Here is a 24,658-nt window from a genome sequence, read left to right as displayed (position 1 = left end):
CGCGGCGGCTCCCGAGACGGGAGCCGCCGCGTTCGTCGTTAATGGCCTTGCCCCGACCCGTCAGTGGGAGGCGGAGGCCGGGGCCCGCCGGATCTCGGTGACCTCGCAGTGGACCGGGCGGGTGGGTTCCAGCGCCGAGCACGTGGCCGGGCAGGCCTGGCCCTCGACGGTGGCGACCGAGACCGTGTACACGCCGCCGCCGTGGCCCAGGGTGACGCGCACCCCGGTGCCGGTCCCGCGCTCGTCCAGGTGGACGACCTCGTCCAGGCCCACGGTGCCCAGGCGCACGCGCAGGGCCGCCTCGGCCGCCTGGGCGGCGGAGGAGTCGGTGCAGCGGCCGCGGTAGTGGTCCGGGACGACCTCGCCGCGCTCGAAGGCGGCCACCGTGCGCACGGCCGCGTCGGGGTCCAACCGGCCGAAGTACACCCCCTGGGGCAGCGCCACGAGGTTGGCGGCGAAGCGGTCCCCGCCCACGTGGGTGGTCTCCCACACCTCGGCCCGGCCGCCGGCCAGGGCGCCGGCCACCGGGCGGCCCAGGACGGCGCAGCACGGGTCCTTCTTGGCGTGGGTGCACACCAGGTACAGGGTGTGCTCGACCGGGGTGCCGAAGGAGGGCGGCTCGGGGCGTGCCCCGGCGGCGACGTCGTACTCCAGCAGTTCGGCGAGGTCGTGGAAGTCCACGCGCCGCATCCAGGCCCCGTCACGGCCGGTGTGCGCGAGGTAGGCGCGCAGCGGGCGGCCGCCGTCGTCGGCGCGGCCGGCGCCCGGGCGCTTGATGAGCTGGGGCTTGACGTCGTGCTCGGCCACGCGCCGGGCCAGTTCGGCGGCGGCGGCGCGGTCCAGGCCGGGGCTGGCCAGGGCGGGGTGGCGCCAGGGGCCGTTGTGCTCGACCAGGAGCCAGCCTCCGGTCTGTCCGGCCGTCCCGGCGATCTGCTCGCCGGTGTAGCGGGCCAGGGCCGAGCAGCCTCGGCTGCCGTCGGGGGCGGTGGGCAGGCGCACGGTCGCGTCCAATCCGGTGGAACGGGGGCGGGGTGGTCGGGGGAGCGCCGTGCGCACCCCGGACCTGACTCGAAGGTAAGGCCAGCCTATCCATCTCTCACCGCGTACTCACGAGGCGCCAGGTCGGCCCGCCGCGGGGCCGGGTCGGCCGACTGTGGCTGTGACCAGGCGAATTCATCCCACCACCGGCTCGTGCACGTGCCCGAAATGTGCTCCTCTCACGTCTTGACCCCGTGACCCGGATCACTTATGTTCGCTTAAAGAACACATGTTCGTAGCTCGCACAACTTGTCGTCGATCCACCGCCTCTGGCACTGATCCTCTGGAGTTCCCCATGCGCCGTCCTCTGGTCGCCCTCACCTCGGGCGCCGCCCTGCTGGCCGCCACCGCCTGCGGGGCCCAGGGAGGGGAGGAGGACGGCGAGCTGACCACCCTCACCGCGGGCGTCATCCCGATCGTCGACGTGGCCCCCGTCTACCTCGGTGTGGAACAGGGCATCTTCGCCGAGCACGGCATCGACCTGCGGCTGGAGTCGGCCTCCGGCGGCGCCGCCATCGTCCCGGGCGTCATCAACGGCGAGTTCGACCTCGGGTTCAGCAACATGGTCTCGCTCATCGTCGCCCGCGAGGAGGGCCTGCCCCTGGTCACGCTCTCCAACGGCGCCACCACGGTGGGGGAGCAGGGCGCCGACTTCGGCGGCGTCTTCGTCCCCGACGGCAGCCCCATCGAGAGCGCCGCGGACCTGGAGGGCGCCACGGTGGCGATCAACAACCTCAACAACATCGGCGACACCACGGTCCGCGAATCCGTGCGCGAGGCCGGGGGAGACCCCGCCGAGGTCGAGTTCCTCGAACTGCCCTTCCCGGACATGCCCGCCGCCCTGGAGACCGGACAGATCGACGCCGTCTGGGCGGTGGAGCCCTTCGCCTCGATCATCCGCGAGTCCGGACAGCGCGAGATCGCCTCCAACTTCGTCGACACCCACGAGAACCTGTCCGTGGCCGCCTACTTCGCCTCGGAACCGCGCGTGGCCGAGGACCCCGAGCTCTTCGACGACCTGACCGCCGCCCTGGAGGAGTCCCTGGCCTACGCCGAGGACCACCCCGACGACGTCCGCGCCGCCATCACCACCTACACCGAGATCGACGAGAGCGTGATCGAGCAGCTCACCCTGCCGCGCTTCCCCGCCGCCATCGACACCGACTCGGTCCAGACCCTCGCCGACCTCATGATCGAGGACGGGATGATCGAGTCCCAGCCCGACCTGGACGCGCTCTACCGGTAGACGGCAACGGAGGAAACGGCCACCCCGCCCCCGCCCGGTCCGCCCGGTACCCCCGCCGGGCGGACCCTCCCCCCGACGCACACGACCCAGGAGACGTTCGACCATGAACAGACCGCTCCGCACCACGATCCTGGCCGCCGTGGCGACCCTGACGGCCGCCTCCTGCGGTACCGACGCCGGGACCGCCGAGGATCCTGCCGGCGACGGACCCACCCCCGTCACCGTGGGCGCCCTGCCCATCACCGCCGTGGCCCCGCTCTACCTCGGTGTCGAACAGGGCCTGTTCGAGGAGCACGGTCTGGACGTGACCATCGAGACCGGAGGCGGCGGCGCCACCACCGTGCCCCGCGTGGTCAGCGGCGAACTCGACTTCGCCTTCGGCAACGTCGTCTCCCTGATGATCGCGCACGAGCAGGGCCTGCCCGTGACCATGGTCGCCAACGGGATGACCACCACCGGTGACGCCGACACCGACTACAGCGCCCTGGTCGTACCGCCCGACAGCCCGCTCCAGAGCGCCGCGGACCTGGAGGGGGCCACCGTGGCCATCGACAACCTCCAGAACATCGGCGACACCTCGGTGCGCAACTCCGTGCGGGTCGACGGGGGCGACCCCGCCGACATCGACTTCGTCGAACTCGCCTTTCCCGACATGCCCGGCGCCCTGTCCAACGGCCAGGTCGACGCCGCCTGGGTCGTCGAGCCCTTCCTCAGCATCTCCCTGGCCCAGGGCGCGACCCCCATCGCGGCGAACTTCGTCGACCTGCACCCCGAGCTCTCCATCGCCGCCTACTTCACCGCCGACGACCTCATCGCCTCCGACCCCGACACCGTGGACGCCTTCACCGAGGCCATGAACGCCTCCCTCGACTACGCCACCGAGCACCCCGACGAGGCGGCCGACGTCCTGACCTCCTTCACCGAGATCAACCCCGACCTGATCGAGGACCTGCGCTGGCCGCGCTTCCCGTCCGAGATCGACCGGGACGCCCTGGAGACCGTCGCCGAACTGATGGTCACCGACGGGCTGATCGACTCCGCTCCCGACCTGGACACGATGATCCGATGACCATCACACCCACCACCCGCCGGGCGCCCGACCCGCCCGATCCGCCCGCGACCGGTCGGCGCTCGCGCGGACCCGTCCTCGCCGACCTGGGCCGCCCCCTGCTCGGAGCCCTGGGCATCCTGGCCCTCCTCGGGCTGTGGGAGGCCGTGCCGCGCCTGGGCGTGGTCTCCGCCCGCTACCTGCCGCCCGCCTCCGAGGTCCTGGCCGCGCTGGGACAGCGCGCCACCACCTCCGGGTTCTGGGCGGCGGTCGGCGACACCCTCGCCGGCTGGGCCCTGGGCCTGGCCATCGCCTTCGTCGCCGCGGTCGTGCTGGGCTTCACCCTGGGAGCCCTGCCCCGGGTCCGCGCCTACACCACCTCCACGGTCGACTTCCTGCGCCCCATCCCCTCGGTCGCGCTCATCCCGCTGGCCGTGCTGCTCTACGGCACCGACATCCGCTCCACGCTGCTCCTGGTCGTCTACGCCTGCTTCTGGCTCATCTACATCCAGGTGCTCTACGGCGTCGCCGACGTCGACCCCGTCGCCGAGCAGACCGCGCGCTCCTACGGGCTGGGCCGCCTGGCCCGCGTGCGCTACGTGGTGTGGCCCACGACCCTGCCCTACCTCATGACCGGGCTGCGCCTGGCCGCGGCCGTCGCCCTCATCCTGTCCATCACCGCCCAGCTCGTCATCGGCTCACCCGGCATCGGCCGGGAGATCGCCGTCGCGCAGTCCAGCGGCGCCGTCGAGTCCGTCTACGCCCTCATTGTCGCCACCGGCGCGCTGGGCGTGGTCATCAACATCGGCGTGCGCGTCCTGGAACGGCGCGTCCTGCGCTGGCACACGTCCGTCCGCGGGGAGGCCACCGCATGAGCCGGCCCACCCAGACCGGTCCGGCGGCGCCGGCCCCCGCCGGGTCCGCGCCGGCAGGCCCCCGGGCCGCCGCGGCGCCGCGCCGGACCCGCGGCGGCACCGCCCGCCGCGCCGGGAGCCGCGTGCTCCACGTCCTGCTCCTGCCCACGGTGCTCATCGGCGTCTACGCCTACGCCAGCGCCACCTCCAGCAGCTACTACACGCCCACGCCCGACCTCATCGCGGCCGCGTTCGCGGAGCTGTGGTTCTCCGAGCGCCTGTTCTCCGACGTGCTGCCCAGCATCGCCCGCCTGCTCACCGGGTTCACCCTGGCCGCCCTCATCGGGGTGTCACTGGGCGTGCTTCTGGGGATGTCCTCCCGTGTGCGCGCCACCCTCGAACCCGTCCTGGAGTTCCTGCGCGCCATCCCGCCGCCCGTCCTGGTCCCGCTGATGATCCTGCTCGCCGGCATCGACGACTCCATGAAGGTCATGGTCATCGTCTCCGGCTGCGTGTGGCCGATCCTGCTCAACACCGTCGAGGGCGTGCGGGCCGTGGACCCGGTCCTGGCCGACACCGCCCGCTGCTACGGCATCGGCGGCACCACCCGGCTGCGCGTGCTCGTCCTGCGCTCGGCCAGCCCGCAGATCATGGCGGGCCTGCGCCTGGCCCTGTCCCTGGCCATCATCCTCATGGTCATCAGCGAGATGTTCGCCAGCTCCAGCGGCCTGGGATTCGCCATCGTGCAGTTCCAGCGCAGCTTCGCCATCCCCGAGATGTGGGCCGGCATGGTGCTGTTGGGCCTGATCGGCTTCGCCCTGTCCGCGCTCTTCGAACTCGCCGAGAGCCGCGTCCTGTACTGGTACCGCGGCCTGCGCGCCGCCCACCGGGGGGAGTGAGCCATGAACCACCAAGGAGAACACGGCACCATGCTCAAGGTCACCGGACTGCAGAAGGTCTACCGCGGGGGAGCCACGGAGGTGGAGGCCGTGCGCGACCTCACCTTCGAGCTGGCCGAAGGCGAACTCGTGTGCCTGGTCGGCCCCTCCGGCTGCGGCAAGACGACGCTGCTCAAGTGCATCGCCGGACTCATGCCGCCCACCAGCGGCACCGTGGAGCTGGCCGGACGGTCCATCACCGCACCGCCGCCCGACATGGCCGTGGTGTTCCAGGAGTACGGCCGCAGCCTCTTCGCCTGGATGAGCGTGCGCGCCAACGTCGAACTCCCGCTCAAGGAGAAGAAGCTGACCAAGGCGCGCCGCGCCGAACTGGTCGCCGAGTCGCTGGAGGCCGTGGGCCTGACCGCGTTCGCCGACTCCTACCCCTGGCAGCTCTCCGGCGGCATGCAGCAGCGCGTGGCCATCGCCCGCGCCATCGCCTACGAGCCCAAGGTCCTGCTGATGGACGAGCCGTTCGCCGCCGTGGACGCCCAGACCCGAGCCGACCTGGAGGACCTCATCCGGGCCATCTGGCACCGCATGGGGGTCACCGTCCTGTTCGTCACCCACGACATCGACGAGGCCGTCTACCTGGGCGAGCGCGTCCTGGTCCTGTCATCCTCGCCCACCGTCGTGCAGGATGACATCACCGTCGACCTGCCCGCCGAACGCGACCAGCTCACCACCCGCCAGGACGAGCGCTTCACCGAGCTCCGCGCCCGCGTCTACGCCCAGATCCAGCAGGCCAAGAACGGCGCCGGGGGCGCCGCCGCCGGACCGGCCGAGGCCGCCCGGGCCTCGACCGCCGTGCACTGACCCCGCGCCCGCCACCACGTCACCACCGTCGAAGGAGACCCATCGTGACCCTGCTCGCCGACGATCACACCTCGTCCGTCTTCACCGGAACGTGGACCCCCGCCAAGGGCGGTGACGCGCCCGTGGTCTCGCCGTCCTCCGGAACCGTCCTGGGCCGCATCGGCATCGCGAACGGCGAGGACGTCCGCGACGCCGCCGCCCGGGCCGCCCGGGCCCAGCGCGACTGGGCCGCGGCCTCCTACGAGGAGCGCGCCGCCGTGCTGCGGCGCGCGGGGGACCTGCTGGAGGCCAACGCCGAGGAGATCTCCGGCTGGCTGCGCCGCGAGGGCGGGGCGGCGGCCGGAATGGCCGGATTCCAGGTCCACGTCTCGGCGGCGGAGTGCTTCGAGGCCGCCGCCCTGGCCTCCCAGCCCCACGGCGAGATCCTGCGCACCGCCAAGCCCCGGCTGAGCTTCTCCCGCCAGGTGCCCGTCGGCGTCGTGGGCGTCATCGCGCCCTTCAACGTGCCGCTCATCCTGGGCATCCGCTCGGTCGCACCGGCGCTGGCGGTCGGCAACGCCGTCATCCTCAAGCCCGACCCGCGCACGGCGGTGTGCGGCGGAGCCGTCCTGGCCGAGGTCTTCCGCCGGGCCGGACTGCCCGAGGGCGTGCTGCAGGTCCTGCCCGGCGGGGCCGAGGCGGGCCAGGCCCTGGTCGCCGACCCCCACGTGCGGGTCATCTCCTTCACCGGCTCCACCGAGGCCGGGCGCAAGGTCGGCGAGGCCGCCGGGCGCCACCTCAAGCGCGCGCACCTGGAGCTGGGCGGCAACTCCCCGCTGGTGGTCCTGGACGACGTCGACGTGGACGCCGCCGCCTCGATCGGCGCCTGGGGCTCGTTCCTGCACCAGGGACAGATCTGCATGACGACCGGCCGACACCTGGTGCACGAGACGGTCGCCGACGCCTACGTCGAACGCCTGGCGGCCAAGGCCGACGCCCTGGCCGTGGGCAGCACCGAGGTGGACGGCGCCGCCCTGGGCCCGGTCATCGACGCCGGCCAGCGCGACAAGATCCACGCGCTGGTCACCGGCAGCGTCGACGCCGGGGCGCAGCTGCGGGCGGGCGGCACCTACGAAGAGCTGTTCTACCGGCCCACCGTCCTGGACCGGGTCGTGGCCGCCACACCCGCCTACGCCCAGGAGGTGTTCGGGCCGGTGGCCCCGGTGGTGCGCTTCTCCTCGATCGACGAGCTCGTGGAGCTGGCCAACACCACCGAGTACGGGCTGAGCCTGGGCGTGCTCACGCACAACCCGATGCGCGGCATGGAGATCGCCGACCGGGTCCCCAGCGGGATCGTGCACATCAACGACCAGACCGTGGACGACGAGGCCGTGGCGCCCTTCGGCGGGGTGGGCGACTCGGGCACCGGGTCCCGCTTCGGCGGCACGCGCGCCAACCTGGAGGCCTTCACCGAGACCCAGTGGGTGACGATGCAGGCCGACCCGGCCCGCTACCCCTTCTGATCGCCCGTGCGGGGCCGGGGCGCGCGAGGGCGCGCCCCGGCCCCGTCCGCTGTCGAGCCCGCTGTCGTGCCCGCTCGCCCTGACCGGGTGCGAGCTGGGGTCTCGCTGAACGTGAGCACTCGCGTGCTCCCCGCTAAGCCCTGTTGCTACAGTGATGCCGACTGGTCGGTATCCTTCCGCGGAGTTCGTCCGCCCCGACCACGGTCCGTCCGTGAAGGACGGCCCGGCCGCTGCCCGGCGCCGGTCCGGCGCGGCGCGGCGCCGACGCACGCTGCGGTCCCGCTCCCCGGCCGGGAGCGGCCGGCGGTACGACGACGTACGCCGGAGCGGACCGCGACCCCCTAGCGCAAGGAGCACACATGTCACGTCGTACCGTCATCGCCCTGGTCGCCGCTGGTGTCCTGGGCCTGACCGCCTGTGCCGACGACGGCGAGGACCCCGTCCTTCCCACGGAGGAGGCGGCCCCGGAGACCATCACCGTGACCGCCGAGGAGACCCAGTTCACCGGGATCCCGGAGAACATGTTCTCGGGCACCGTCGACGTCGTGTTCGAGAACCTGGACACGGACGAGCACGACCTGGTCGTGGAGGAGCTCGGCGACGAGCAGGTCATCCCCGCCACCCCCGGCGGGGAGAGCGCCACCGGCTCGGTCACCCTGGAGCCCGGCACCTACACCTTCTACTGCTCCCTGGGCGACCACCGGGAGATGGGCATGGAGGTCACCGTCACCGTCGAGGACGAGGAGTAGCCCCGCCCGTGGGCGCGGCCGCTCCGCCCCGGCCACGCGCCGGGGTGCGGCGGCCGCCCCCGGTCGATCGGGACCCGCGTCAGCTGCTCCCGTCCAGCAGCGCGTTCCAGCGCAGTCGCGTCGCGCGCTCCACACTGGCCGTCGAGGCGCACAGCCCGAGCGCGATGTTGAGCCACAGCGGCAGGGCGACCGGCGAGGCGAAGGTGCCGTAGCGCCGGGCCACCGGGGGCACGTGGGAGAGCGCCTCGAGGATCTGCGGGACCACGAGAACGAGCGGGACGACGAGCAGGGCCAGCGACAGGAACTTGATCCAGCGGCTCAAGGCCGGGTGCTCGCGGTCCAGGCGGGCGCGGCGTCCCTCCGCCGAGCGGGCGTCCGGCACGAGCCGGTGCGCCGCGCCCTCGGCGGTGACGTGGTGGCAGCGCTTGAGCCCGAAGGCCGTGGCCGCCACCTCGATCGTTCCACCCGGCACCGGGAAGACCGCCGGGAGCGTGGACTGCGCGTGGTGCCTGCCGTCGAGGTAGAGGTGGGCCCGGCCCTGGCCGTTCTCGGTCAGGATCTGCTGCCAGTACGGAACGTCGACGGAGTAGACCACGCGGCGCCCGTCACCGCTCGTCAGAGGGAGATGGAACAGCGCGCGCGAGAGCGGCTGCCACGCGCGAAAGCGCTTCAGCGGGCGGCCGTTCCCCTCCTTGACCCGTCGCGCGGCCTGGCGCCGCCGGTGTTCCTTGATCACTTCGGGCTCCGTGTGGTGTGGGCGGGTGGTCGGCGCCGGGCCGCTGCACGACCGGCGCTCGCCCCAGTGCAAGGCATGCCCCCGGGGCAGAGTCAAGCGGCCGGCCGCGCGGGAGCATGCGCTTGACCGTGCCCCTGGGGCAGGGTGTGGACTGGAGTGCGCGCGCGGTGAGGGCCACCCGCGGCACGGGACCAGAGGAGGCAGCGCGTGGCGTGGAGTACACGGCAGGTCGCCGAACTCGCCGGGACGACGGTGAAGGCCGTCCGCTACTACCACCGGATCGGGTTGCTGGACGTGCCGGAGCGGACGGCGAACGGCTACAAGCAGTACGAGGTCGCGCACCTGGTGCGCCTGCTGAGGATCAGGCGCCTGAGCGATCTGGGGGTGCCGCTGTCGGAGGTGGCGGCGATGGAACGGGCCGACGAGGACCCGGACGAGGCGATCCGCGCGCTGGACGCGGAACTGGCGGCGACCGTGGACCGGCTCAACCGTGTGCGGGAGGAACTGGCCGTCCTCCTGCGACACCGGGCGCCCGCCCACGTCCCACCCGCCTTCGCCCCGGTCTCCGGTGACCTCTCCGACAGGCAGCGGTCCCTGTTGACGGTCTACTCGAGCGTTCTCAGCGAGGAGTCCCTGGAGGAGTTCCGCGCCCTGATCAGCGAACCCGACGACACGGAGGAGGAGTTCGAGGGCCTGGACCCGGACGCGGACGACGCCGCGGTCGACGGCCTCGCCGCGCGTATGCTGCCGGCCGTCCTCCGCAACCGCGAGAGGATGCCGCGGTCGACGGCTCTGGCGGCGGACGCCCCGGGCGGGGCGCGGCGCGCCGCGGACACGATGGCCGAGGCGATGGCGCAGTTGTACAACCCCGCGCAGCTGCGCGTCCTGCGGCGTCTGAGCACCCTCCTCGCGCAGGAGGACTCGACCACGGGCGAGGGCTCATCGTGACCTCGGTGATCCAAATCACTTGAGACTTCATTTGTTTGCTGGGAAGTCATGCGGCTAGTGTGGTCGGTACGCTGCTGGGAGTCACCGCCCCGGCCGCGTTCCCGCCCGGCGCCGGGCCGCACGCGCGCCCGGTGCCACTCCGACTCCAAGGAGCACCCCATGTCACGCCTCGCCCTGATCGCCCTGGTGGCCGCCGGAGCCCTCGGTCTGGCCGCCTGTTCGTCCGACGACCAGGCCGCCGCGCCCGCCGAGACCTCGGCCGAGGACACGGGGGCCGAGGACGGCGGCGCCGAGGACTCCGGCGACACGGCGGACGGCGAGTCCGCCGAGGCCATCACCGTCACCGCCTCGGAGATGGCCTACGACGGCATCCCCGAGACCCTCCCCGCCGGAACCGTCGAGATCACCTTCGACAACGCCGGGGACGCCCCGCACGACCTCGTCGTGGAGGAGCTCGGCGACGAGCAGGTCATCCCCCTCGTCGACGGCGGCGAGAGCGCCACCGGCACCGTCACGCTGGAGCCGGGCACGTACACGTTCTACTGCTCCGTGGGCAGCCACCGCTCCATGGGGATGGAGCAGACCGTCACCGTCGAGTAGGCGGCTCGGCCGGGGCCCTGACCCGCCCCGGTCCGCGCACCCGCCCCGGCCGAACCCCGGGGCGGGGCGCTTCCCGCCCCCTCACCCGGTGAGATCGGGGATGATCCGCGGGCCCACCCGGCACACGTAGTCGCGGAACAGCGCCACCGCCGGCGGCTCGAACCCCCCGGGGTGCCGCGCGGCCCCGCCCCCGATGGACGCCCGGGGCCCGCCGCCCTGCGAGCGCCGCCCGCCATCGCCCTCCTCGTCCGAGCGCGGCGTGTCCCCGGGGTCGGCGCCCACCCGTGGCCAGACCACCCCGACCGGCCGGTCGGAGCCCTCCTCCGTCAGCCCCAGCTCCACGGTCCCCGGCAGCGGCCCGCGCGGCCGTGCGGGCAGCACCGACACCCCCAGACCCGCCGCCACCAGGCCCCGCGCCGTGTTGATGTCGTCGGCCTCGAACGCCACCCGCGGCGACACCCCCGCCTCGGCCAGCAGCCGGTCGGTCAGATGCCGCACCCCGCGCCCGGGCTTGAGCAGAACGAACTCCTCCGCCGCCGCCGTGGCGGCCGAGACCGGACCGGCCACGGGCGCCAACCGGTGGTGTTCGGGCACCACCAACCGCAGCCACTGCGTGTGCAGCACCGTCGACGCCAGCCCCGGATCCGCCGGCAGCGGCGAGGTCAGGGCCAGGTCCGCCCCGCCCGCGGACAGCCGCCGCAGCGACTCCGCCCAGGGCTCCTGGGTCAGGGTGAAGCGCACCCCCGGATGCTCCGCGCGAAAACCCCGCAGCAGGGCCGGAACCACCTCCACGCCCAGCGTGGGCAGGAAGGTCAGCGCCACCCGCCCCTCCTCCGCGCCGGTCAGGTCCGCCAGGCCCTCGCGCAGATCGGCCAGCGCCCGTTCCACGTAGGGCAGCAGCCGCTGGCCGGCCCGGGTCAGCCGCACACCCCGCCCCGTGCGCTCCACGAGCGCGATCCCGAGCTCCTCCTGGACCCGCGCCAGCGCGCGGCTGAGCGTGGGCTGGGGCACCCCCAGCGACTCGGCCGCCTGGGTGACGTGCTCGGTGCGGGCCACCGCCGCGACCATCCGCAGCCGGGGGACCAGGACCTGGGCCAGCGCATCCACCTCATCCATACTTTTCAGTATGCATCAGGGCTAAACCATGCATTGGACGTATGAAACGGGGCTGCCTAGCGTGGAGTCATGACCGTGACCAGCTCCTCCGCCACCGATCCGCGCCCCCGCGCGGGCAGCCGCGCCTACCGCCGCACGGTCATCGCGCTGGTCGCCGCCGCCGTTGCCACCTTCGCCCAGCTGTGGTCGGTCCAGCCGATCCTGCCCGCCATCGCCGAGGGCTTCGACACCACCGCGAGCCAGGCCGCGCTCACCGTCTCCGTCGCCACCGGCGGACTGGCCGGGTTCACCCTCGTCTGGAGCGGGGCCGCCGACCGCTTCGGCCGCGCCCGCGTCATCACCGCCTCGCTCCTGGTGGCCACCCTCCTGGGCTGCGCGGCGCCCCTGGCCGGAGACCTCACGCTCCTGCTGGTCCTGCGCGCCCTGCAGGGAGCCGCGCTGGGCGGGGTCCCGGCCGCCGCCGTGGCCTACCTCGCCGAGGAGGTCCACCCCGCCGACGCCCCCCGCGCCACCGGGCTCTACATCGCGGGCAATCCGCTGGGCGGCATGGGCGGGCGGCTGCTGGCCGGGTTCGCCGCCGACCACGGCGGCTGGGCCTGGGGGATCGCCGCCAACACACTGCTGGGACTGGTCGCCCTGGCCGTCTTCGTCCTGGTCCTGCCCCGCGACCGCCGGCCCCGCCCCACGAGCTCCTCGCAGGGCCGCGCCGAGGGCCCGTCCCTGGCGGGCCGCCTGCGCTCGGCGCTGACCACCCGCGGCCTGCCCGCGCTCTACGCCCAGGCGCTTCTGCTCATGGGCGCGTTCATGACCGTCTACAACCTGCTGGGCTTCCGGCTCACCGGCGAACCCTTCGGGCTCTCCCAGGCCGCCGCGTCCCTGCTCTTCCTGTCCTACACCGCAGGGATGCTCGGCTCCGCCGTCGCCGGATCGGCCACCGCCCGCTTCGGCGGCTACGCCGTCCTGACGGCCTCCACCGTGCTCATGGCCGTGGGACTGGCGGGCCTGTTCGCCGCGGTGCTCATCGGTCTGCTCGCGGCCCTGCTGGTGCTGACCTTCAGCTTCTTCAGCGCCCACGCCACCGCCTCGGCGTGGGTGGGGGCGCGGGCCTCGGCCGGACGCGCCCAGGCCATGGCGCTGTACACGCTGGCCTACTACCTCGGCTCCAGCCTCTTCGGCTGGCTGGGCGGCCTGGTCTACGACACCGCAGGGTGGAACGGTGCGGTGCTCTTCGCCCTCGGCCTGTGCGCCACGGCGGCCCTGGTGGCGCTGCGCCTGCGCCGGCTCCCCGCCGACGCGGACGCGCCCGCGCGGGACTGATCACCGCGGGGCGCGCGCGGGACACGGCGCGGCACCCTCGACCTGACCGTCCGGGTAGTTTAAAATTGAACTACTTCCCGGTCTCGTCCGGGCGAGAGAGCTCGACGGAAGGTGAGGACATGGACGTGCGGCCCTCGGGCATCCACCACGTGACCGCGATCGCCGGCGATCCCCAGGCCAACGCGGACTTCTACCTCAACGCGCTGGGCATGCGCATGGTCAAGCGGACGGTCAACTTCGACGCCCCGCAGACCTACCACCTCTACTACGGCGACCGGGCGGGCAACCCCGGCACCATCATGACCTTCTTCCCCTGGCCCGAGGCCCCGCGGGGACGCCGCGGCGCCGGCCAGGCCACCACCACGACCTTCTCCGTGCCCGAGGGCTCCCTGGGCTGGTGGGCCGACCACCTGGCCGCCCTGGACGTGCCCACCACCCGCCCCGTCGAGCGCGGCTCGGAGGACGTGCTCAGCCTGCGCGACCCCGACGGCCTGGTCATCGAACTCGCCGCCGGAGCCGACTCCCACGACACCGACCCCTGGGACGGCGGCCGGGTCCCCGCCGAACACGCCATCCGCGGGATCCGCGCGGTCACCTTCACCGAGAACGACGTGGAGGGCACCGTCGAGATGCTCGGCGGCCACCTGGGCTTCCGCCTGGCCGAGGAGGACGGCGACCGCCTGCGCTTTCGCACCGACGAGTCCGGCGCCGGGGTGGGCACCATCGTCGACGTCCTGGCCCGGCCCCGCGCCGAGCGCGGCATCGTGGCCGCCGGAACGGTCCACCACGTGGCCTACCGGGCCCCCGACGGCCCCGTCCAGGCCGCCTGGCGCGAGCGGCTGGAGAGCGAGGGCGTGGGCGTGACGGAGATCCGCGACCGCTGCTACTTCACCTCGATCTACTTCCGCGAGCCCGGCGGGGTCCTGCTGGAGATCGCCACCGACGGGCCCGGCTTCGACTACGACGAGCCGCTGCTGGAGCTGGGCCGCTCGCTGAGGCTCCCGCCGTGGCTGGAGCCCGACCGCGAGCAGATCGCCGCCCGCCTTCCCGAGCTCGAGGCCGGCCGGTGACCGCCACCGACGACTTCGTCCACGTGTTCGAGCCCGCGGCCGAGGCGGGGGCGCCCACCGTTCTGCTGCTCCACGGCACCGGCGCCGACGAGTACGACCTGCTGCCGCTGGGCCGCGCCCTGGCGCCGGGCGCGGCCCTGCTCTCGCCGCGCGGCAGGGTCGACGAGCACGGCGCCAACCGCTGGTTCCGCCGCCTGCGCGAGGGCGTCTTCGACGTCGAGGACCTCATCGAGCGCACCGCCGAGCTGGCGGGATTCGTCACCGCCGCGACCCGCGCCTACGGCCTGGACCCGGGGCGCGTCGTGGCCGCCGGGTTCTCCAACGGCGCCAACACCGCCGCGGCCCTGCTGCTGCTCCACCCGGGCCTGCTGGCGGGCGCCGCGCTCTTCGCCGCCGGAGCGCCCCTGCAGGGCCGCGAACCCGATCCGGTGGACCTGTCCGGCACCCGGGTCTTCCTGGGGGCGGGGGAGAGCGATCCCATCACCACCATCGACCAGGCACGCCTGCTCGCCGCCCAGCTGGGGGAGCGGGGCGCCGAGGTGACCGACCGCGAACACCCCGGCGGACACGGCATCCCGCCGCGGGTCCTGGCCGACGCCCGGCGGTGGTGGTCGGCAAGCGCGTTCTGACCGTGACGCCCCGTTGTCGCGCCGGTGTCCGTCGTCTGGTTACGTTGGCGTGCACTGACCAGTGGCGATCCAGCGTAGAACGGAGACCGGTCACCCATGGCGGCACCGCGAGACAACGCCGAGCACGAAGAGAACGCGGACGACGGGCGGTCCGAAGAACACTTCCCGCACGGCGCACGTGTCGCCAGCTGGGAGCGGCGCGTGGAGATCCCGATGCTGCTCCTGGCCGGAGCGTTCCTGGTCGCCTACGCCTGGCCCGTCATCGACCAGGACCTGGGCGGTGACCTGCGCTCCTCCCTGCGGGTCCTGACCTGGACGGTGTGGGTGGCGTTCGCCGTCGACTTCTGGATCCGGCTCTCCCTGGCCGAACACCGGGTGCGGTACGCGGCCAAGCACTGGTACGACGTGGTGCTGATCGTGCTCCCGATGTTCCGCGCGCTGCGACTGCTGCGGCTGCTCGCGCTGATGCGCATGCTGAACCGGTCCATGGCGGGCACGCTGAGCGGCAGGGCGTCCGTCTACGTGGCCGGTACGGCCGCGCTGACCTCCGTCCTGGGCGCGATCGCCGTGCTGGACGTCGAGCAGCACGCTCCCGGCGCGAACATCACCGAGTTCGGCGACGCCCTGTGGTGGTCGGTGGTCACGGTGACCACCGTCGGATACGGCGACTTCTATCCGATCACGTTCCAGGGCCGCCTGGTGGCGGTCGCCCTGATGATCATGGGGATCTCGCTCGTGGGCGTGCTCACGGCCGCGGTGGCGTCCGCGTTCGTCTCCAACATTCAACAGCAGGCGAGCAAGGACGCGGAGGCGGCCAAGAGCACCCAGGAGAGCTGACGGCTCACAGGAGCACGATCTTCTGCAGCTCCCCGCTCTCGGCCTCCTTCACGAAGACGCTTGCTCCGTTCTGGATGGCCTCTTCCAGCCAGGCGTTGACCTGGATGGCGCGGTTGATCGTGTCCGTCTTGTTCCGTGCCGTGAGCTTGACGGTCTCTTCCAGCTTCTCGTGGGACTTCTCGGTCAGGTTGACGGTCACCCGGTGCACCTTGGTGACCGCGGCCTGGTCCTCGGCCTCCTGGCGCGGCTGCGTGCCGGACATGCTCGTCACCCTCCTTCGTCGCACCGATGTCGGCATGCTGCCCGATGTCAGTGCTGGTACGCGTCAAGAACATCCAATAGGCATCAATCATACATACGTTGACTGCATCTGGCGACGCGCCACCGTTGATGCTTGCAATGGGTCATGTCCTGAACGCAAATGGTCATCGACTGGTGAGGATGGGGGTGACATGCCGCAGGACGGTCAGGAGAGTCGGCTCGTGGTTCTGAGCGAGGAGGACCTCAGCGACGAGGTGCCGACGCGCGACGCGGACGACCCGATACGCGTCGAGCGGTCACGAACGCCCCTGACCGAGGGGATCGGACATGGACGACCTCAGCGATGAAGTGCCGCACGAGGCGATGGGGGCCGGGGTCGAGGTGGCGAGTTCCGAGGACCTGGAGGACGAGGTTCCGGCGGAGCCCGCGCCGCCGGCCTCCCGCCGCTCGCGCGTGGCATCGGAGCCGCCTCCCCACGTGCTGCTCCGGCCGCCCGAGGTCCAGCAGTTCGGCTTCGGTCTCCCGGGAGGGTTCGGGGTCAGCTACCAGACGCAGTCCGAGGCCGGCTCGTCCCACAGCCTGACCACGGCCCTGGTGAACATCCTGGCCCTGGCCGCGGGGAGCGGGTACGCGGTGGCGGGGCTCTTCTGGATCAGCTCCCTCGTGGAGTCGCCGCTGTGGGTCCCCGTCGGCGGGCTGGTCGTGCTCGTGGCCGTCGCCATCGCCGCGATCTGGCACGTCAGGAGGGCACAGGGCCGTCAAGGGTCGGAGGGGGAGCGCTCGGCCGCACGCGACTGAGGGGCGGCGGCCCGGTGCTCCCGCCGGTTCGGCGGGAAGTGGCTTATGAGATCTACGTCGTAAAGGTGGCGGGATCGTGAACACCTCCTGCGAGACGCGGGCCACACGACCCCCGTCGTTAGAATCGCTTCGACACCCTTCGCGTACCGAAAAGAACCCATGATCCCCTCGCATCCCCAGGGCGACCAGTGACCCTCGACCCCGAGATCCTGGGCCTGCTCCTGCTCGCCGGCGTGGCCGCGGGCTGGGTCGACGCCGTCGTCGGCGGGGGAGGGCTCCTGCTGCTGCCCGCCCTCCTGGTCGCGGCTCCCAACACGCCCCTGGCCACCCTGCTGGGCACCAACAAGCTCGGTGCGGTCTTCGGCACCACCTCCGCCGCCATCGCCTACGCCCGCCGGGTGCCGCTGGACCGCCGTGTGGTCCTGCCCACCTCCGCGCTCGCCCTGCTGGGCTCAGGGCTGGGCGCCGTGCTGGCCACGGCCCTGACCGCCGACGTCCTCAAGCCCGTCATCATGGTCGTGCTGGCCGGCGTCGCCCTGCTGGTCTACTTCCGTCCCGCCATGGGCTCGGTCGCCGACCCCCGGCTGCGCACCCGCAACCGGCTGCTGGCCGCCATCGCCCTGGCCGGGCTCGGCGTCAGCTTCTACGACGGGCTGATCGGCCCCGGCACCGGCGTCTTCCTCATCATCGCGCTGACCGCCATCCTGGGCATGGACTTCGTCACCGCCTCCGCCTCGGCCAAGATCGTCAACGTGTGCACCAACCTGGGCGCCCTGGTCGTGTTCGCGTTCGGGGGCCACATCGACTGGCTGCTGGGCCTGGGGTTGGCCGTCAGCACGATCATCGGCGCCCAGATCGGCGCGCGCATGGCGCTCAAGCGCGGCTCCGGGTTCGTGCGCGCCGTCCTGCTCGTGGTCGTGCTGGCCCTGCTCGCGCGCATGTCCTGGGACCTCTTCGCCGGATAACGCACTCTCCGCCCGTCAACACCCGGTCCGCCGATGGTCCGGTCCGCCCTCTGTCGTCGGGTTCATTGCTCCACTCGGATCCGACGAACGCCGTAGAGAACCCACGTCACCATAAAGACCCACCCTTCCTGTATCGATGTCCGGAATGCGGAGAACATCAGTATTGGATGGGATGGGCGCGGTCCGCACGGAATTCGGCTGGCGCGACGGCCCGCCCGCGCTCGCGGGCGGCCCGGGCGGCCGGGGTTACGGCTGTCCGCCTTGACCACCCGGGTCTGTCATCAACCCCGGCCGGAGGCGGTGATCCCGTGACGGTTCCGGATCGGTTTCTTCGCTCCGGGCGCAATGCCGCGGATTTGTCCTCCTCCTTGTCTGATTCCTATCCTTATTGTCCGCTTTCTGGGGGGAAATAAGCACGTTCTGCCTCCCCATGAAAGGAACCAGACCACGCCATCGCATTGACAACGGTGTTCATGGGCGAACATGATCCTCGAAAGAGGATTCACGGCGCACCTCCGAAATCTCGGGACTTTTCACCTGAGTCGGGATCACTGTCGTGCCAGATGCGGACGGGGGAACACTGTGGCGCAGTCCGGTGGCGGTGCCGAGGGCGAACGCGTGAGTGATCCGGTACTGATCGCGGCCGGGGCCGCCGATCTGGTCCTCGACGGTGTCGGAACGGCCCTGCGAAGGGCCGGGGCGCTGCTGGGCCGCGCGGACCTGGCGGAACTGGCCCGGGACGGCCGGGAGGAGCTGAGGCGGCGGGGGAGCCTGGCGTTGCGGCGGCACGCCCCCGCGCGCGAATCCCACATGGAGTCGCTCGCCCGTCGCGCCGCGTCCAGGGGAACCGGCCCGGACGATGGCTGAGCCGCCGGAGCAGGCCCTGTTCCGGGCGCGGGTGGACGCGGAGCTGGCGGACTTCGCGCGGCAGGAGACCGAGCACCTCCTCGCCGTCGACGCCGACCTGCTGCCCGTCGCCGAACAGCTGACCGCGGCGGTGTCCGGTGGCAAGCGCCTGCGCGCCGCGTTCTGCTACTGGGGGTGGCGCGCGGCCGGGCAACCGGACAGCGACGCCCTGGTCAGAGCCGCCGCGGCGATGGAGCTGGTGCACGCGGCGGCGGTCGTCCACGACGACCTCATCGACGAGAGCCCGACGCGCCACGGTGCTCCCAGCGCCCACGCCGCCCTGCGCACGGCGCTCACCGGCGGGACGCGGCCCCAGGCCCGCAGCCGCGCCCTGGCCCTCCTCACCGGTGACCTGCTGATGGTCTGGGCCGGACAGATGTTCCTCCTGTGCGGCCTGCCCTCGGCCTACCTGGCCCGCGCCCGCCGGCCGTGGTCGGTCATGGCCCGCGAGCTGGTCGCCGGGGAGTGCCTGGAGGTCCTGCGCACCGGCTCCCGTCCCGACACGGCCAGGTCGCTCCAGGTCGTCCGCTACAAGACGGCCAAGTACACGGTCGAGCACCCCCTGCACATCGGCGGCGCGCTGGCCGGGGCTCCCAGGGCGCTGATGGAGGCCTTCACCGCCTACGGGATTCCCCTGGGTGAGGCCTTCCAGCTCCGCGACGACCTGCTGGGGCTCTTCGGCGACCCGGTGCGCACGGGCAAGTCGAACCTGGACGACGTCCGGGGCAACCGGCCGACCGTCCTGTTCGCCGAGACCTGGTCGTGCGCGAGCGCGGCCGAGCGGCGAGAGCTGCGCGCGCTGCTCGGACGGCGCGATGTGGACGAGGGGGGCCTGTCCCGGGTCCGCACGATCTCGCGGCGCACCGGGGCCCGCGACCGCGTCGAGGAGATGATCACCCGGCGCACCCGGGCGGCGACCGAGGCCCTCGCCCGCGCGAGCCTGCCCGGTGAGGCCGCCACCGCCCTGTCCCACATGGCGGCCCTGGCCGCGGACCGACAGTACTGAGCCGCCGAGAGGATGCCATGCACCACACACCGGAGTCCATGAGCGCACTACGGCTCGTGGGGGACGAACTCGCCGACACCACGGTGGAGACACTGTTCGAGCGCGGGGAGGTCGGCAGGTTCAACACCCTCATGCGCTTCTTCTCCACGGCCGGGCAGGAACTGCCGGAGGGGCTGCCGGAGGTGGCCCACGAATACCTGCGGGCGACCGCCGCACCACCCGCCTGGGTCGACTGGGACGAGATGGAGCGGGCCCGGCTGTTCTTCATCGACAACAACGTGCACATCTCCACCGCCCTGGCCTTCTCCGCCATGCCCGCCTGCTACGTCATCCCGCACGTGGCCCGACTGCTCAGCGCCACCCACGGCCTGGAGTACCCCTCGCGGCGCATGGCCGAGACCGGGCAGTTCACCGTCTACCTGATGCGGCCCGACGCCTTCGAGGCGGGGAGCCGGTTCGTCCCCGCGGTCCAGAAAGTGCGTCTGCTGCACGCCTCCATCCGCTACCACATGCGCCGCGAGGGGCTCTGGGACGAGGAGGCGCTCGGCACCCCGATCTGCCAGGAGGACATGATCGGCGGCCTGATGATCTTCTCGATCCAGGTCCTGGACGCCCTGCACCGCCTGGGCGTGCACATGTCGGCCGAGGGCGCGGCGGCCTACTTCTACGCCTGGCGCGTCGTCGGCGAGATGCTCGGGATCACCCCCGGGCAGGCCCCGGCCACTCTGGAGGAGGCCCGCCTGTTCTCCGACCTGTACATGACCCGGTACATGGGACCCTCCGAGGAGGGCGCGCGGCTGACCCGCCAGCTCATCGACCTCTACGAGGACGTCGTTCCCGGAACCCTCCTGGACCCCGTGGTCGCCGCCCTCATCCGGTACCTCGTCGGCGACACCTGCGCCGACTGGCTCCAGGTCCCGCGCAGTGTCTGGGACACGGCCGTCAGGACCTCCCCCGCGCTCCTCGGAGTCCTGGAGGGCATCGAGGACCGCTCCCCGCTGGGAGCCTGGGCACTGGACCGGCTCGGCCACCTCACCACCCACCTGGAGCTCAGCTCTCTCACCCGCGGCAGGGTCATGCACTACGCCGTTCCGGAACGGCTGAGGGAGGAGTACGGCCTCACCTCCACCGCCTCCCGTGCCGACCGGTGGGTCCCGCCTCCCCCGGCCTTCCCCTGCTGAGCCCGTCCCCGGGCAGGCCCCGGACCCCCTCGTGCGGAGCCCGGCGAGGGCTTGCGCACGCGCGCCCTCACATCGCGTGCAGGTGCAGCAGGAGCGCCTGGGCCGGGTCGAGGTTGGGCAGCTGGATCCCCGAGCGCGCGAGCACCGCGCCCGACACCTCGATGCCGCCCCGCTCGTACCACGGCGGCGGCGCCTGCTGCGTGGTGCGGGGCGGGCCCGCCTCCCCCCGCGGGCGCAGCCGGTAGGTCCGGTCCTCGCGCAGGCCGGGCAGGCGCACCCGGCCCGGGACAGCGCGGGCCGAGGTCGCCAGGCGGGCGTACCGGAAGACCGCCTCGCTTCCGTCGGGGGCCACCACCCCGTCGAGCTGTTCGGCGTGGTCGGGGGCGTCCGCGTGCACGAGGTCGCCCGAGTGCAGGAGCGGGCGCAGTTCCCGGTACAGGCCGATCCACCCCCGCAGCACCTCCAGCTCCTCCGGCGCGCACCCGGTGATGTCCCACTCGATGCCCGCGTGCGACATCAGGCTGGTCAGGCAGCGCAGGGACAGGTCTGCGACGCGGCTCGTGGTGTGCGACCGCGGCCCGCCGACGTGGCTCCCCACGAGTTCGGGCGGGAGCAGGAGCCCGGTCCAGCGCTGGATCGCCAGGCGCTCCAGGGGGTCGTTGGTGTCGGAGGCCCACACCCGGTCGGTGCGTTCGAGCACGCCCAGGTCGACCCGGCCGCCGCCGGAGGAGCACGACTCGATCTCCACCGCGGGGTGGCGGGCGCGCAACCGGTCCAGCAGCTCGTACACGGCCAGGGTGTGCCGGTGGGTGCCGGCGCCGCCGGTCGGGGCGTGCACGGGTTCGAGCAGGTCGCGGTTGTGGTCCCACTTGACGTGGTCGGGGCGGTACTCGGTGAGCAGCGCGTCCAGGTGCTCGAACACGTACTCGAACGCCTCGGGCCGCGCCAGGTCGAGCAGCTGCTGATGGCGGCTGGCGGGGGGCGGGCGGCCCTCGGTGGACAGGAACCAGTCCGGGTGGGCGCGGGCCAGGTCGGAGTCGGGGTTGACCATCTCCGGTTCCACCCACAGTCCGACCTGGAGCCCCAGGGAGCGCACGTGGTCGAACAGGGGGTGCAGGCCGTCGGGCCACACCTCGGTGTCCACGGTCCAGTCGCCGAGTCCGGCGGTGTCGTCGCGCCGTCCGCGGAACCAGCCGTCGTCCAGGACGAAGCGTTCCACGCCGAGGTCCGCCGCGGTGTCGGCGAGCCGGATGAGCGTGTCCAGGTCGTGGTCGAAGTAGACGGCCTCCCAGGTGTTGAGGACCACCGGCCGCGGCGAGGAGGGGTGGGAGGGCCGTGAGCGCAGCCAGCGGTGCACGCGCGCGGACATCCCGTCCAGGCCCTGGTCGGACCAGGAGAAGTACACCCACGGGCTGGTGTAGCTCTGCCCCTGCGCCAGGCGCACCTCGCCGGGGTGGGGGAGCTCTCCCCCGGCCAGGACGCCGTCGGCCCGCCCGGCGCCCTCGGGCAGGCGTTCGGCCAGGTGGACGTGGTCGCCGCTCCAGCCGGTGTGCACGCCCCACACCTCGCCGTGGCGGAATCCGAACCCGGGGCTGCCGGCGGTGAGCACCAGCGGGGCGTCGTGCCCGGTCCGGCCGCGGCGCGAGGCCCGCAGGCGGGTGCCCATGGTGAGCTCCTGGCGCTGGGGCGCCCGTTCGCGGCACCAGCGCCCGGTCAGGTCCAGGACCTCGCCGGCCTCGCGGGGCAGGGGCATCGTCGCCAGGAGGGAGTCCAGGGTCCACACGGCGGGGTCGGTGTTGGTCACCGTGTGGCGCACGCGGATCAGCCCGCAGGCCTCCATGCGCACGTGGCAGCGCAGGTCCAGCCCGTCGGTGCGCGCGGTGACGGTGAGCGCTCCGCCCTGGCCGCCGCGCGCCTCGCCCTCGCTCCCGTCCCGGTCGCCCCCGAGGGGGTCCACGACCACCTCCTCGACCCGCCAGCGCGGGAAGGTGGCCCGCCCCTCGTGGTGGCCGGAGATCCCCGGGTGGCCGCGCCAGCCCTCGCCCTGGGTGGGCACGAGCGAGACCGGCATGGGCTCGTCGACGCCGTTGTTGGCGGCGGGCGGCACGGAGGCGTGGGCCAGGCCGCCGGCGTCGGGCAGGTCGGCGCCCCAGTGCAGCACGTGCGGCAGCCCGGTGTCGGGCACGGCCAGGACCAGCGCGGTCCCCGCGGCCCGCAGTTCGACGGTGCGCTCACTCATTCTTTGCTGGCTCCCAGGGTCAGTCCGGCCACGAAGTGGCGCTGCAGCAGGAAGAACACGATCAGTGTCGGCAGGGCGACGATGACCGATCCGGCCGACAGCAGGTTGTAGTCGACGAAGAAGGTGCCCTGGAGGTTCTGCAGCGCGGTGGTGATGGGCATCTTGTCACCGCTGGAGAGCAGCGCCAGCGCCCAGAAGAAGTCGTTGTAGATCCAGGTGACCAGCAGGGTGGCCAGGGCCGCCAGGCTGGGACGGCACAGGGGCAGGACGACCTTCCAGTACTGCTGGAACACGCTCGCCCCGTCCACCCTGGCCGCCTCCAACAGCGAGGTCGGCATCGCCTTCATGAAGTTGCTCAGCACGAAGGTGCAGAACCCGATCTGGAAGGCGACGTGGATGAGGACGATGCCCATGTGGCTGTCGTAGAGCGAACCGGACTCGCTGATCCAGTACGGCAGTCGGATGGAGGTGTAGAGGCGGAACAGCGGGACGAGCAGCGCCTGGGGCGGCAGCAGGTTCGCGGCCAGGAACACCGCGAGCATCACCAGGTTGAAGCGGCGTGAGTAGTTGCTGAGCACGAACGCCGCGCACGAGGACAGGAACAGTGTCAGGACCACGGCGGGGACCGTGATGAGCAGCGAGTTCGCGAAGTAGACGGGCATCTCGCCCTGAGTCCAGGCGTCGGCGTAGTTGTCCAGGGTGAAGCCGCCCAGGGACAGGTAGCCGTGCACGGTCGTGTAGTCGTAGTCGCGGAAGGAGTTGATCACCGCCCACAGCACGGGGAAGAACCACGCCAGCGCGGTGATGAGGAGGAAGGTGTGCAGAGCGGCCCGGGCGGGGCGGATCCGGCGGCGGTGAGCCGCGGGCAGGGTCGTGGCGGTCACCGTTGGGCCCCTCTCAGCACGGTGGACACATAGATGGCGATGAAGACGAGCGAGAACGCGAGCATGATCACGGCCAGGGCGGAGCCGAAGCCCACCCGGCTGGCCTCGCCGATGACGTTGGAGGTCACCAGCGCGGAGATCAGTTCCAGTCCGTTGCGGCCCCGGTTGATGATCCATACCAGGTCGAAGGCCCGCAGGGCGTCGATGACGGTCACCACGACCACGACCACGTTGATCGGCAGCAAAGCGGGGAAGACCACGCTGGTGAACGTGCGGACCGGTCCGGCGCCGTCGATGGCGGCCGCCTCGCGCAGCGAGGGGTCGACGGCCTTCAGGCCCGCCAGGTAGAGGAGCATGATGTAGCCGGTGTGCTTCCATCCCGCCGCGACCAGCACCGCGTACAGGTTGATGTCGGGGTCGCCGAACCAGTCCACGGCAGGGCGGTCGGAGACCAGGGCGAGGAAGGCGTTGAGCAGGCCCTGGTCGCTGGAGTAGATGAGCTGCCAGATGAACCCGGTCAGGGCCAGCGAGAGTACGACGGGCAGGTAGAAGACGCTCTGGTAGAGCGGCCCCCCGCGCAGTTCCCGGTCGAGCAGGACCGCGAAGAGCATGCCCAGCACGGTGGGGACCGCGAACAGGAACACCAGCCACACGAAGTTGTTGCGCAGTGCCGGTTCGAACGGCGGGTAGAGGGTGAACGCGTCGGTGTAGTTCTGGGCGCCGACCCACTCGATGGTGTCCAGGCCGCCGATGCCGTCCCAGCGGGTGAACGACAGGAGGACCGTGGCGGCCGCGGGCAGCCAGACCAGGCCGATCACCAGGAACGCGGGCACGCCCAGCATGAGGGCGAGGGAGATCCGGTCGCGGCGTCCGTGGCGCAGCGAGGTGCGGCCGCGCCGGGGCGGTCGTTCCCGGTCGCGGGCCGGTGGAGCCGACGGGGGTGCGGCGGTGGTGCCGGGGGTAGCCATGCCTTG

Annotated in this window: 25 protein-coding genes; 18 read left to right on the top strand and 7 right to left on the bottom strand. The window is 72.5% G+C overall.

Annotated features, from left to right (window positions below):
- Nucleotides 1-60 precede the first annotated feature (60 nt).
- The gene (locus DFP74_RS23045; protein WP_121188454.1) at nt 61-999 is read right to left on the bottom strand and encodes a sucrase ferredoxin; all 939 of its coding nucleotides are present in this window, start codon (nt 997-999) and stop codon (nt 61-63) included.
- 334 nt (nt 1,000-1,333) lie between these two features.
- Here DFP74_RS23045 and DFP74_RS23040 point away from each other — a divergent pair, with 334 nt between their 5' ends.
- The 7 genes from DFP74_RS23040 to DFP74_RS23010 all read left to right on the top strand — a co-directional run bounded on the left by DFP74_RS23040 (nt 1,334) and on the right by DFP74_RS23010 (nt 8,191).
- Nucleotides 1,334-2,284 (top strand): ABC transporter substrate-binding protein, encoded by a 951-nt coding sequence (locus tag DFP74_RS23040; RefSeq protein WP_121184654.1) that lies wholly within the window; start codon nt 1,334-1,336, stop codon nt 2,282-2,284.
- Nucleotides 2,285-2,387: 103 nt separating this feature from the next.
- Nucleotides 2,388-3,353, top strand: a complete 966-nt coding sequence (locus DFP74_RS23035; RefSeq protein ID WP_121184652.1) for an ABC transporter substrate-binding protein — start codon at nt 2,388-2,390, stop codon at nt 3,351-3,353.
- Nucleotides 3,350-4,207, top strand: a complete 858-nt coding sequence (locus tag DFP74_RS23030; RefSeq protein ID WP_121184650.1) for an ABC transporter permease — start codon at nt 3,350-3,352, stop codon at nt 4,205-4,207. Before DFP74_RS23035 ends, DFP74_RS23030 begins: the two co-directional genes overlap by 4 nt.
- Nucleotides 4,204-5,085 (top strand): ABC transporter permease, encoded by an 882-nt coding sequence (locus tag DFP74_RS23025; RefSeq protein ID WP_121184648.1) that lies wholly within the window; start codon nt 4,204-4,206, stop codon nt 5,083-5,085. The genes DFP74_RS23030 and DFP74_RS23025 overlap by 4 nt, the downstream gene beginning before the upstream one ends.
- A gap of 3 nt (nt 5,086-5,088) precedes the next feature.
- On the top strand, nt 5,089-5,940 hold the full coding sequence (locus DFP74_RS23020) for an ABC transporter ATP-binding protein (RefSeq protein WP_370013423.1): 852 nt from the start codon (nt 5,089-5,091) through the stop codon (nt 5,938-5,940).
- Nucleotides 5,941-5,984: 44 nt separating this feature from the next.
- Nucleotides 5,985-7,442 (top strand): aldehyde dehydrogenase family protein, encoded by a 1,458-nt coding sequence (locus DFP74_RS23015; RefSeq protein WP_370013422.1) that lies wholly within the window; start codon nt 5,985-5,987, stop codon nt 7,440-7,442.
- A gap of 359 nt (nt 7,443-7,801) precedes the next feature.
- Entirely contained in the window at nt 7,802-8,191 is a 390-nt protein-coding gene (locus tag DFP74_RS23010) for a cupredoxin domain-containing protein (protein ID WP_121184642.1), read from the top strand.
- A gap of 79 nt (nt 8,192-8,270) precedes the next feature.
- Here DFP74_RS23010 and DFP74_RS23005 read toward each other — a convergent pair whose 3' ends face one another.
- Nucleotides 8,271-8,927 carry a hypothetical protein gene (locus DFP74_RS23005; RefSeq protein WP_121184640.1) on the bottom strand — a complete coding sequence of 219 codons (657 nt, stop codon included), beginning with the start codon at nt 8,925-8,927 and terminating at the stop codon, nt 8,271-8,273.
- 207 nt (nt 8,928-9,134) lie between these two features.
- On the opposite strand from DFP74_RS23005, the gene DFP74_RS23000 reads away from it, so the two are divergent.
- Nucleotides 9,135-9,875 carry a MerR family transcriptional regulator gene (locus tag DFP74_RS23000; RefSeq protein WP_121184638.1) on the top strand — a complete coding sequence of 247 codons (741 nt, stop codon included), beginning with the start codon at nt 9,135-9,137 and terminating at the stop codon, nt 9,873-9,875.
- Nucleotides 9,876-10,034: 159 nt separating this feature from the next.
- Nucleotides 10,035-10,475, top strand: a complete 441-nt coding sequence (locus DFP74_RS22995) for a cupredoxin domain-containing protein (RefSeq protein ID WP_158613041.1) — start codon at nt 10,035-10,037, stop codon at nt 10,473-10,475.
- Between the two features lie 81 nt (nt 10,476-10,556).
- Here the strand turns inward: DFP74_RS22995 and DFP74_RS22990 are convergent, their stop codons facing one another.
- Entirely contained in the window at nt 10,557-11,591 is a 1,035-nt protein-coding gene (locus tag DFP74_RS22990) for a LysR family transcriptional regulator (RefSeq protein WP_121184634.1), read from the bottom strand.
- 69 nt (nt 11,592-11,660) lie between these two features.
- On the opposite strand from DFP74_RS22990, the gene DFP74_RS22985 reads away from it, so the two are divergent.
- The 4 genes from DFP74_RS22985 to DFP74_RS22970 all read left to right on the top strand — a co-directional run bounded on the left by DFP74_RS22985 (nt 11,661) and on the right by DFP74_RS22970 (nt 15,444).
- Nucleotides 11,661-12,908: an MFS transporter gene (locus DFP74_RS22985; protein WP_121184633.1), complete on the top strand. Its 1,248-nt coding sequence runs from the start codon at nt 11,661-11,663 to the stop codon at nt 12,906-12,908.
- Nucleotides 12,909-13,027: 119 nt separating this feature from the next.
- The gene (locus tag DFP74_RS22980) at nt 13,028-13,978 is read left to right on the top strand and encodes a ring-cleaving dioxygenase (protein WP_121184631.1); all 951 of its coding nucleotides are present in this window, start codon (nt 13,028-13,030) and stop codon (nt 13,976-13,978) included.
- Nucleotides 13,975-14,607, top strand: a complete 633-nt coding sequence (locus tag DFP74_RS22975; protein ID WP_121184629.1) for an alpha/beta hydrolase — start codon at nt 13,975-13,977, stop codon at nt 14,605-14,607. Before DFP74_RS22980 ends, DFP74_RS22975 begins: the two co-directional genes overlap by 4 nt.
- A 96-nt stretch (nt 14,608-14,703) precedes the next feature.
- On the top strand, nt 14,704-15,444 hold the full coding sequence (locus DFP74_RS22970) for a potassium channel family protein (RefSeq protein ID WP_233571114.1): 741 nt from the start codon (nt 14,704-14,706) through the stop codon (nt 15,442-15,444).
- 4 nt (nt 15,445-15,448) lie between these two features.
- On the opposite strand, the gene DFP74_RS22965 is transcribed toward DFP74_RS22970, so the two are convergent.
- The gene (locus tag DFP74_RS22965) at nt 15,449-15,706 is read right to left on the bottom strand and encodes a hypothetical protein (protein ID WP_121184627.1); all 258 of its coding nucleotides are present in this window, start codon (nt 15,704-15,706) and stop codon (nt 15,449-15,451) included.
- A gap of 326 nt (nt 15,707-16,032) precedes the next feature.
- On the opposite strand from DFP74_RS22965, the gene DFP74_RS22960 reads away from it, so the two are divergent.
- The 5 genes from DFP74_RS22960 to DFP74_RS22940 all read left to right on the top strand — a co-directional run bounded on the left by DFP74_RS22960 (nt 16,033) and on the right by DFP74_RS22940 (nt 20,561).
- The gene (locus tag DFP74_RS22960) at nt 16,033-16,503 is read left to right on the top strand and encodes a hypothetical protein (RefSeq protein WP_121184625.1); all 471 of its coding nucleotides are present in this window, start codon (nt 16,033-16,035) and stop codon (nt 16,501-16,503) included.
- A 188-nt stretch (nt 16,504-16,691) separates the two neighbouring features.
- Nucleotides 16,692-17,468 carry a TSUP family transporter gene (locus DFP74_RS22955; protein WP_121184623.1) on the top strand — a complete coding sequence of 259 codons (777 nt, stop codon included), beginning with the start codon at nt 16,692-16,694 and terminating at the stop codon, nt 17,466-17,468.
- A gap of 618 nt (nt 17,469-18,086) precedes the next feature.
- Nucleotides 18,087-18,335 carry a hypothetical protein gene (locus DFP74_RS22950; RefSeq protein ID WP_233571113.1) on the top strand — a complete coding sequence of 83 codons (249 nt, stop codon included), beginning with the start codon at nt 18,087-18,089 and terminating at the stop codon, nt 18,333-18,335.
- Complete coding sequence (locus tag DFP74_RS22945) at nt 18,328-19,380, top strand: polyprenyl synthetase family protein (RefSeq protein WP_121184619.1); 1,053 nt, start codon at nt 18,328-18,330, stop codon at nt 19,378-19,380. The genes DFP74_RS22950 and DFP74_RS22945 overlap by 8 nt, the downstream gene beginning before the upstream one ends.
- A 17-nt stretch (nt 19,381-19,397) precedes the next feature.
- On the top strand, nt 19,398-20,561 hold the full coding sequence (locus tag DFP74_RS22940) for an oxygenase MpaB family protein (protein ID WP_121184617.1): 1,164 nt from the start codon (nt 19,398-19,400) through the stop codon (nt 20,559-20,561).
- 67 nt (nt 20,562-20,628) lie between these two features.
- On the opposite strand, the gene DFP74_RS22935 is transcribed toward DFP74_RS22940, so the two are convergent.
- Genes DFP74_RS22935 through DFP74_RS22925 form a run of 3 tightly spaced genes read right to left on the bottom strand, consistent with a single transcriptional unit; the run spans nt 20,629 to nt 24,652 of the window.
- Nucleotides 20,629-22,800: an alpha-galactosidase gene (locus DFP74_RS22935; RefSeq protein ID WP_121184615.1), complete on the bottom strand. Its 2,172-nt coding sequence runs from the start codon at nt 22,798-22,800 to the stop codon at nt 20,629-20,631.
- Entirely contained in the window at nt 22,797-23,684 is an 888-nt protein-coding gene (locus DFP74_RS22930; RefSeq protein ID WP_121184613.1) for a carbohydrate ABC transporter permease, read from the bottom strand. The genes DFP74_RS22935 and DFP74_RS22930 overlap by 4 nt, the downstream gene beginning before the upstream one ends.
- Nucleotides 23,681-24,652: a carbohydrate ABC transporter permease gene (locus tag DFP74_RS22925; protein WP_199725755.1), complete on the bottom strand. Its 972-nt coding sequence runs from the start codon at nt 24,650-24,652 to the stop codon at nt 23,681-23,683. Before DFP74_RS22925 ends, DFP74_RS22930 begins: the two co-directional genes overlap by 4 nt.
- Between the last annotated feature and the right edge of the window lie 6 nt (nt 24,653-24,658).

This window comes from Nocardiopsis sp. Huas11 (assembly GCF_003634495.1).
Classification (GTDB): domain Bacteria; phylum Actinomycetota; class Actinomycetes; order Streptosporangiales; family Streptosporangiaceae; genus Nocardiopsis.
Note: the sequence above shows the minus strand (reverse complement) of the source record. Positions and strands in the feature narration are given on the sequence as shown.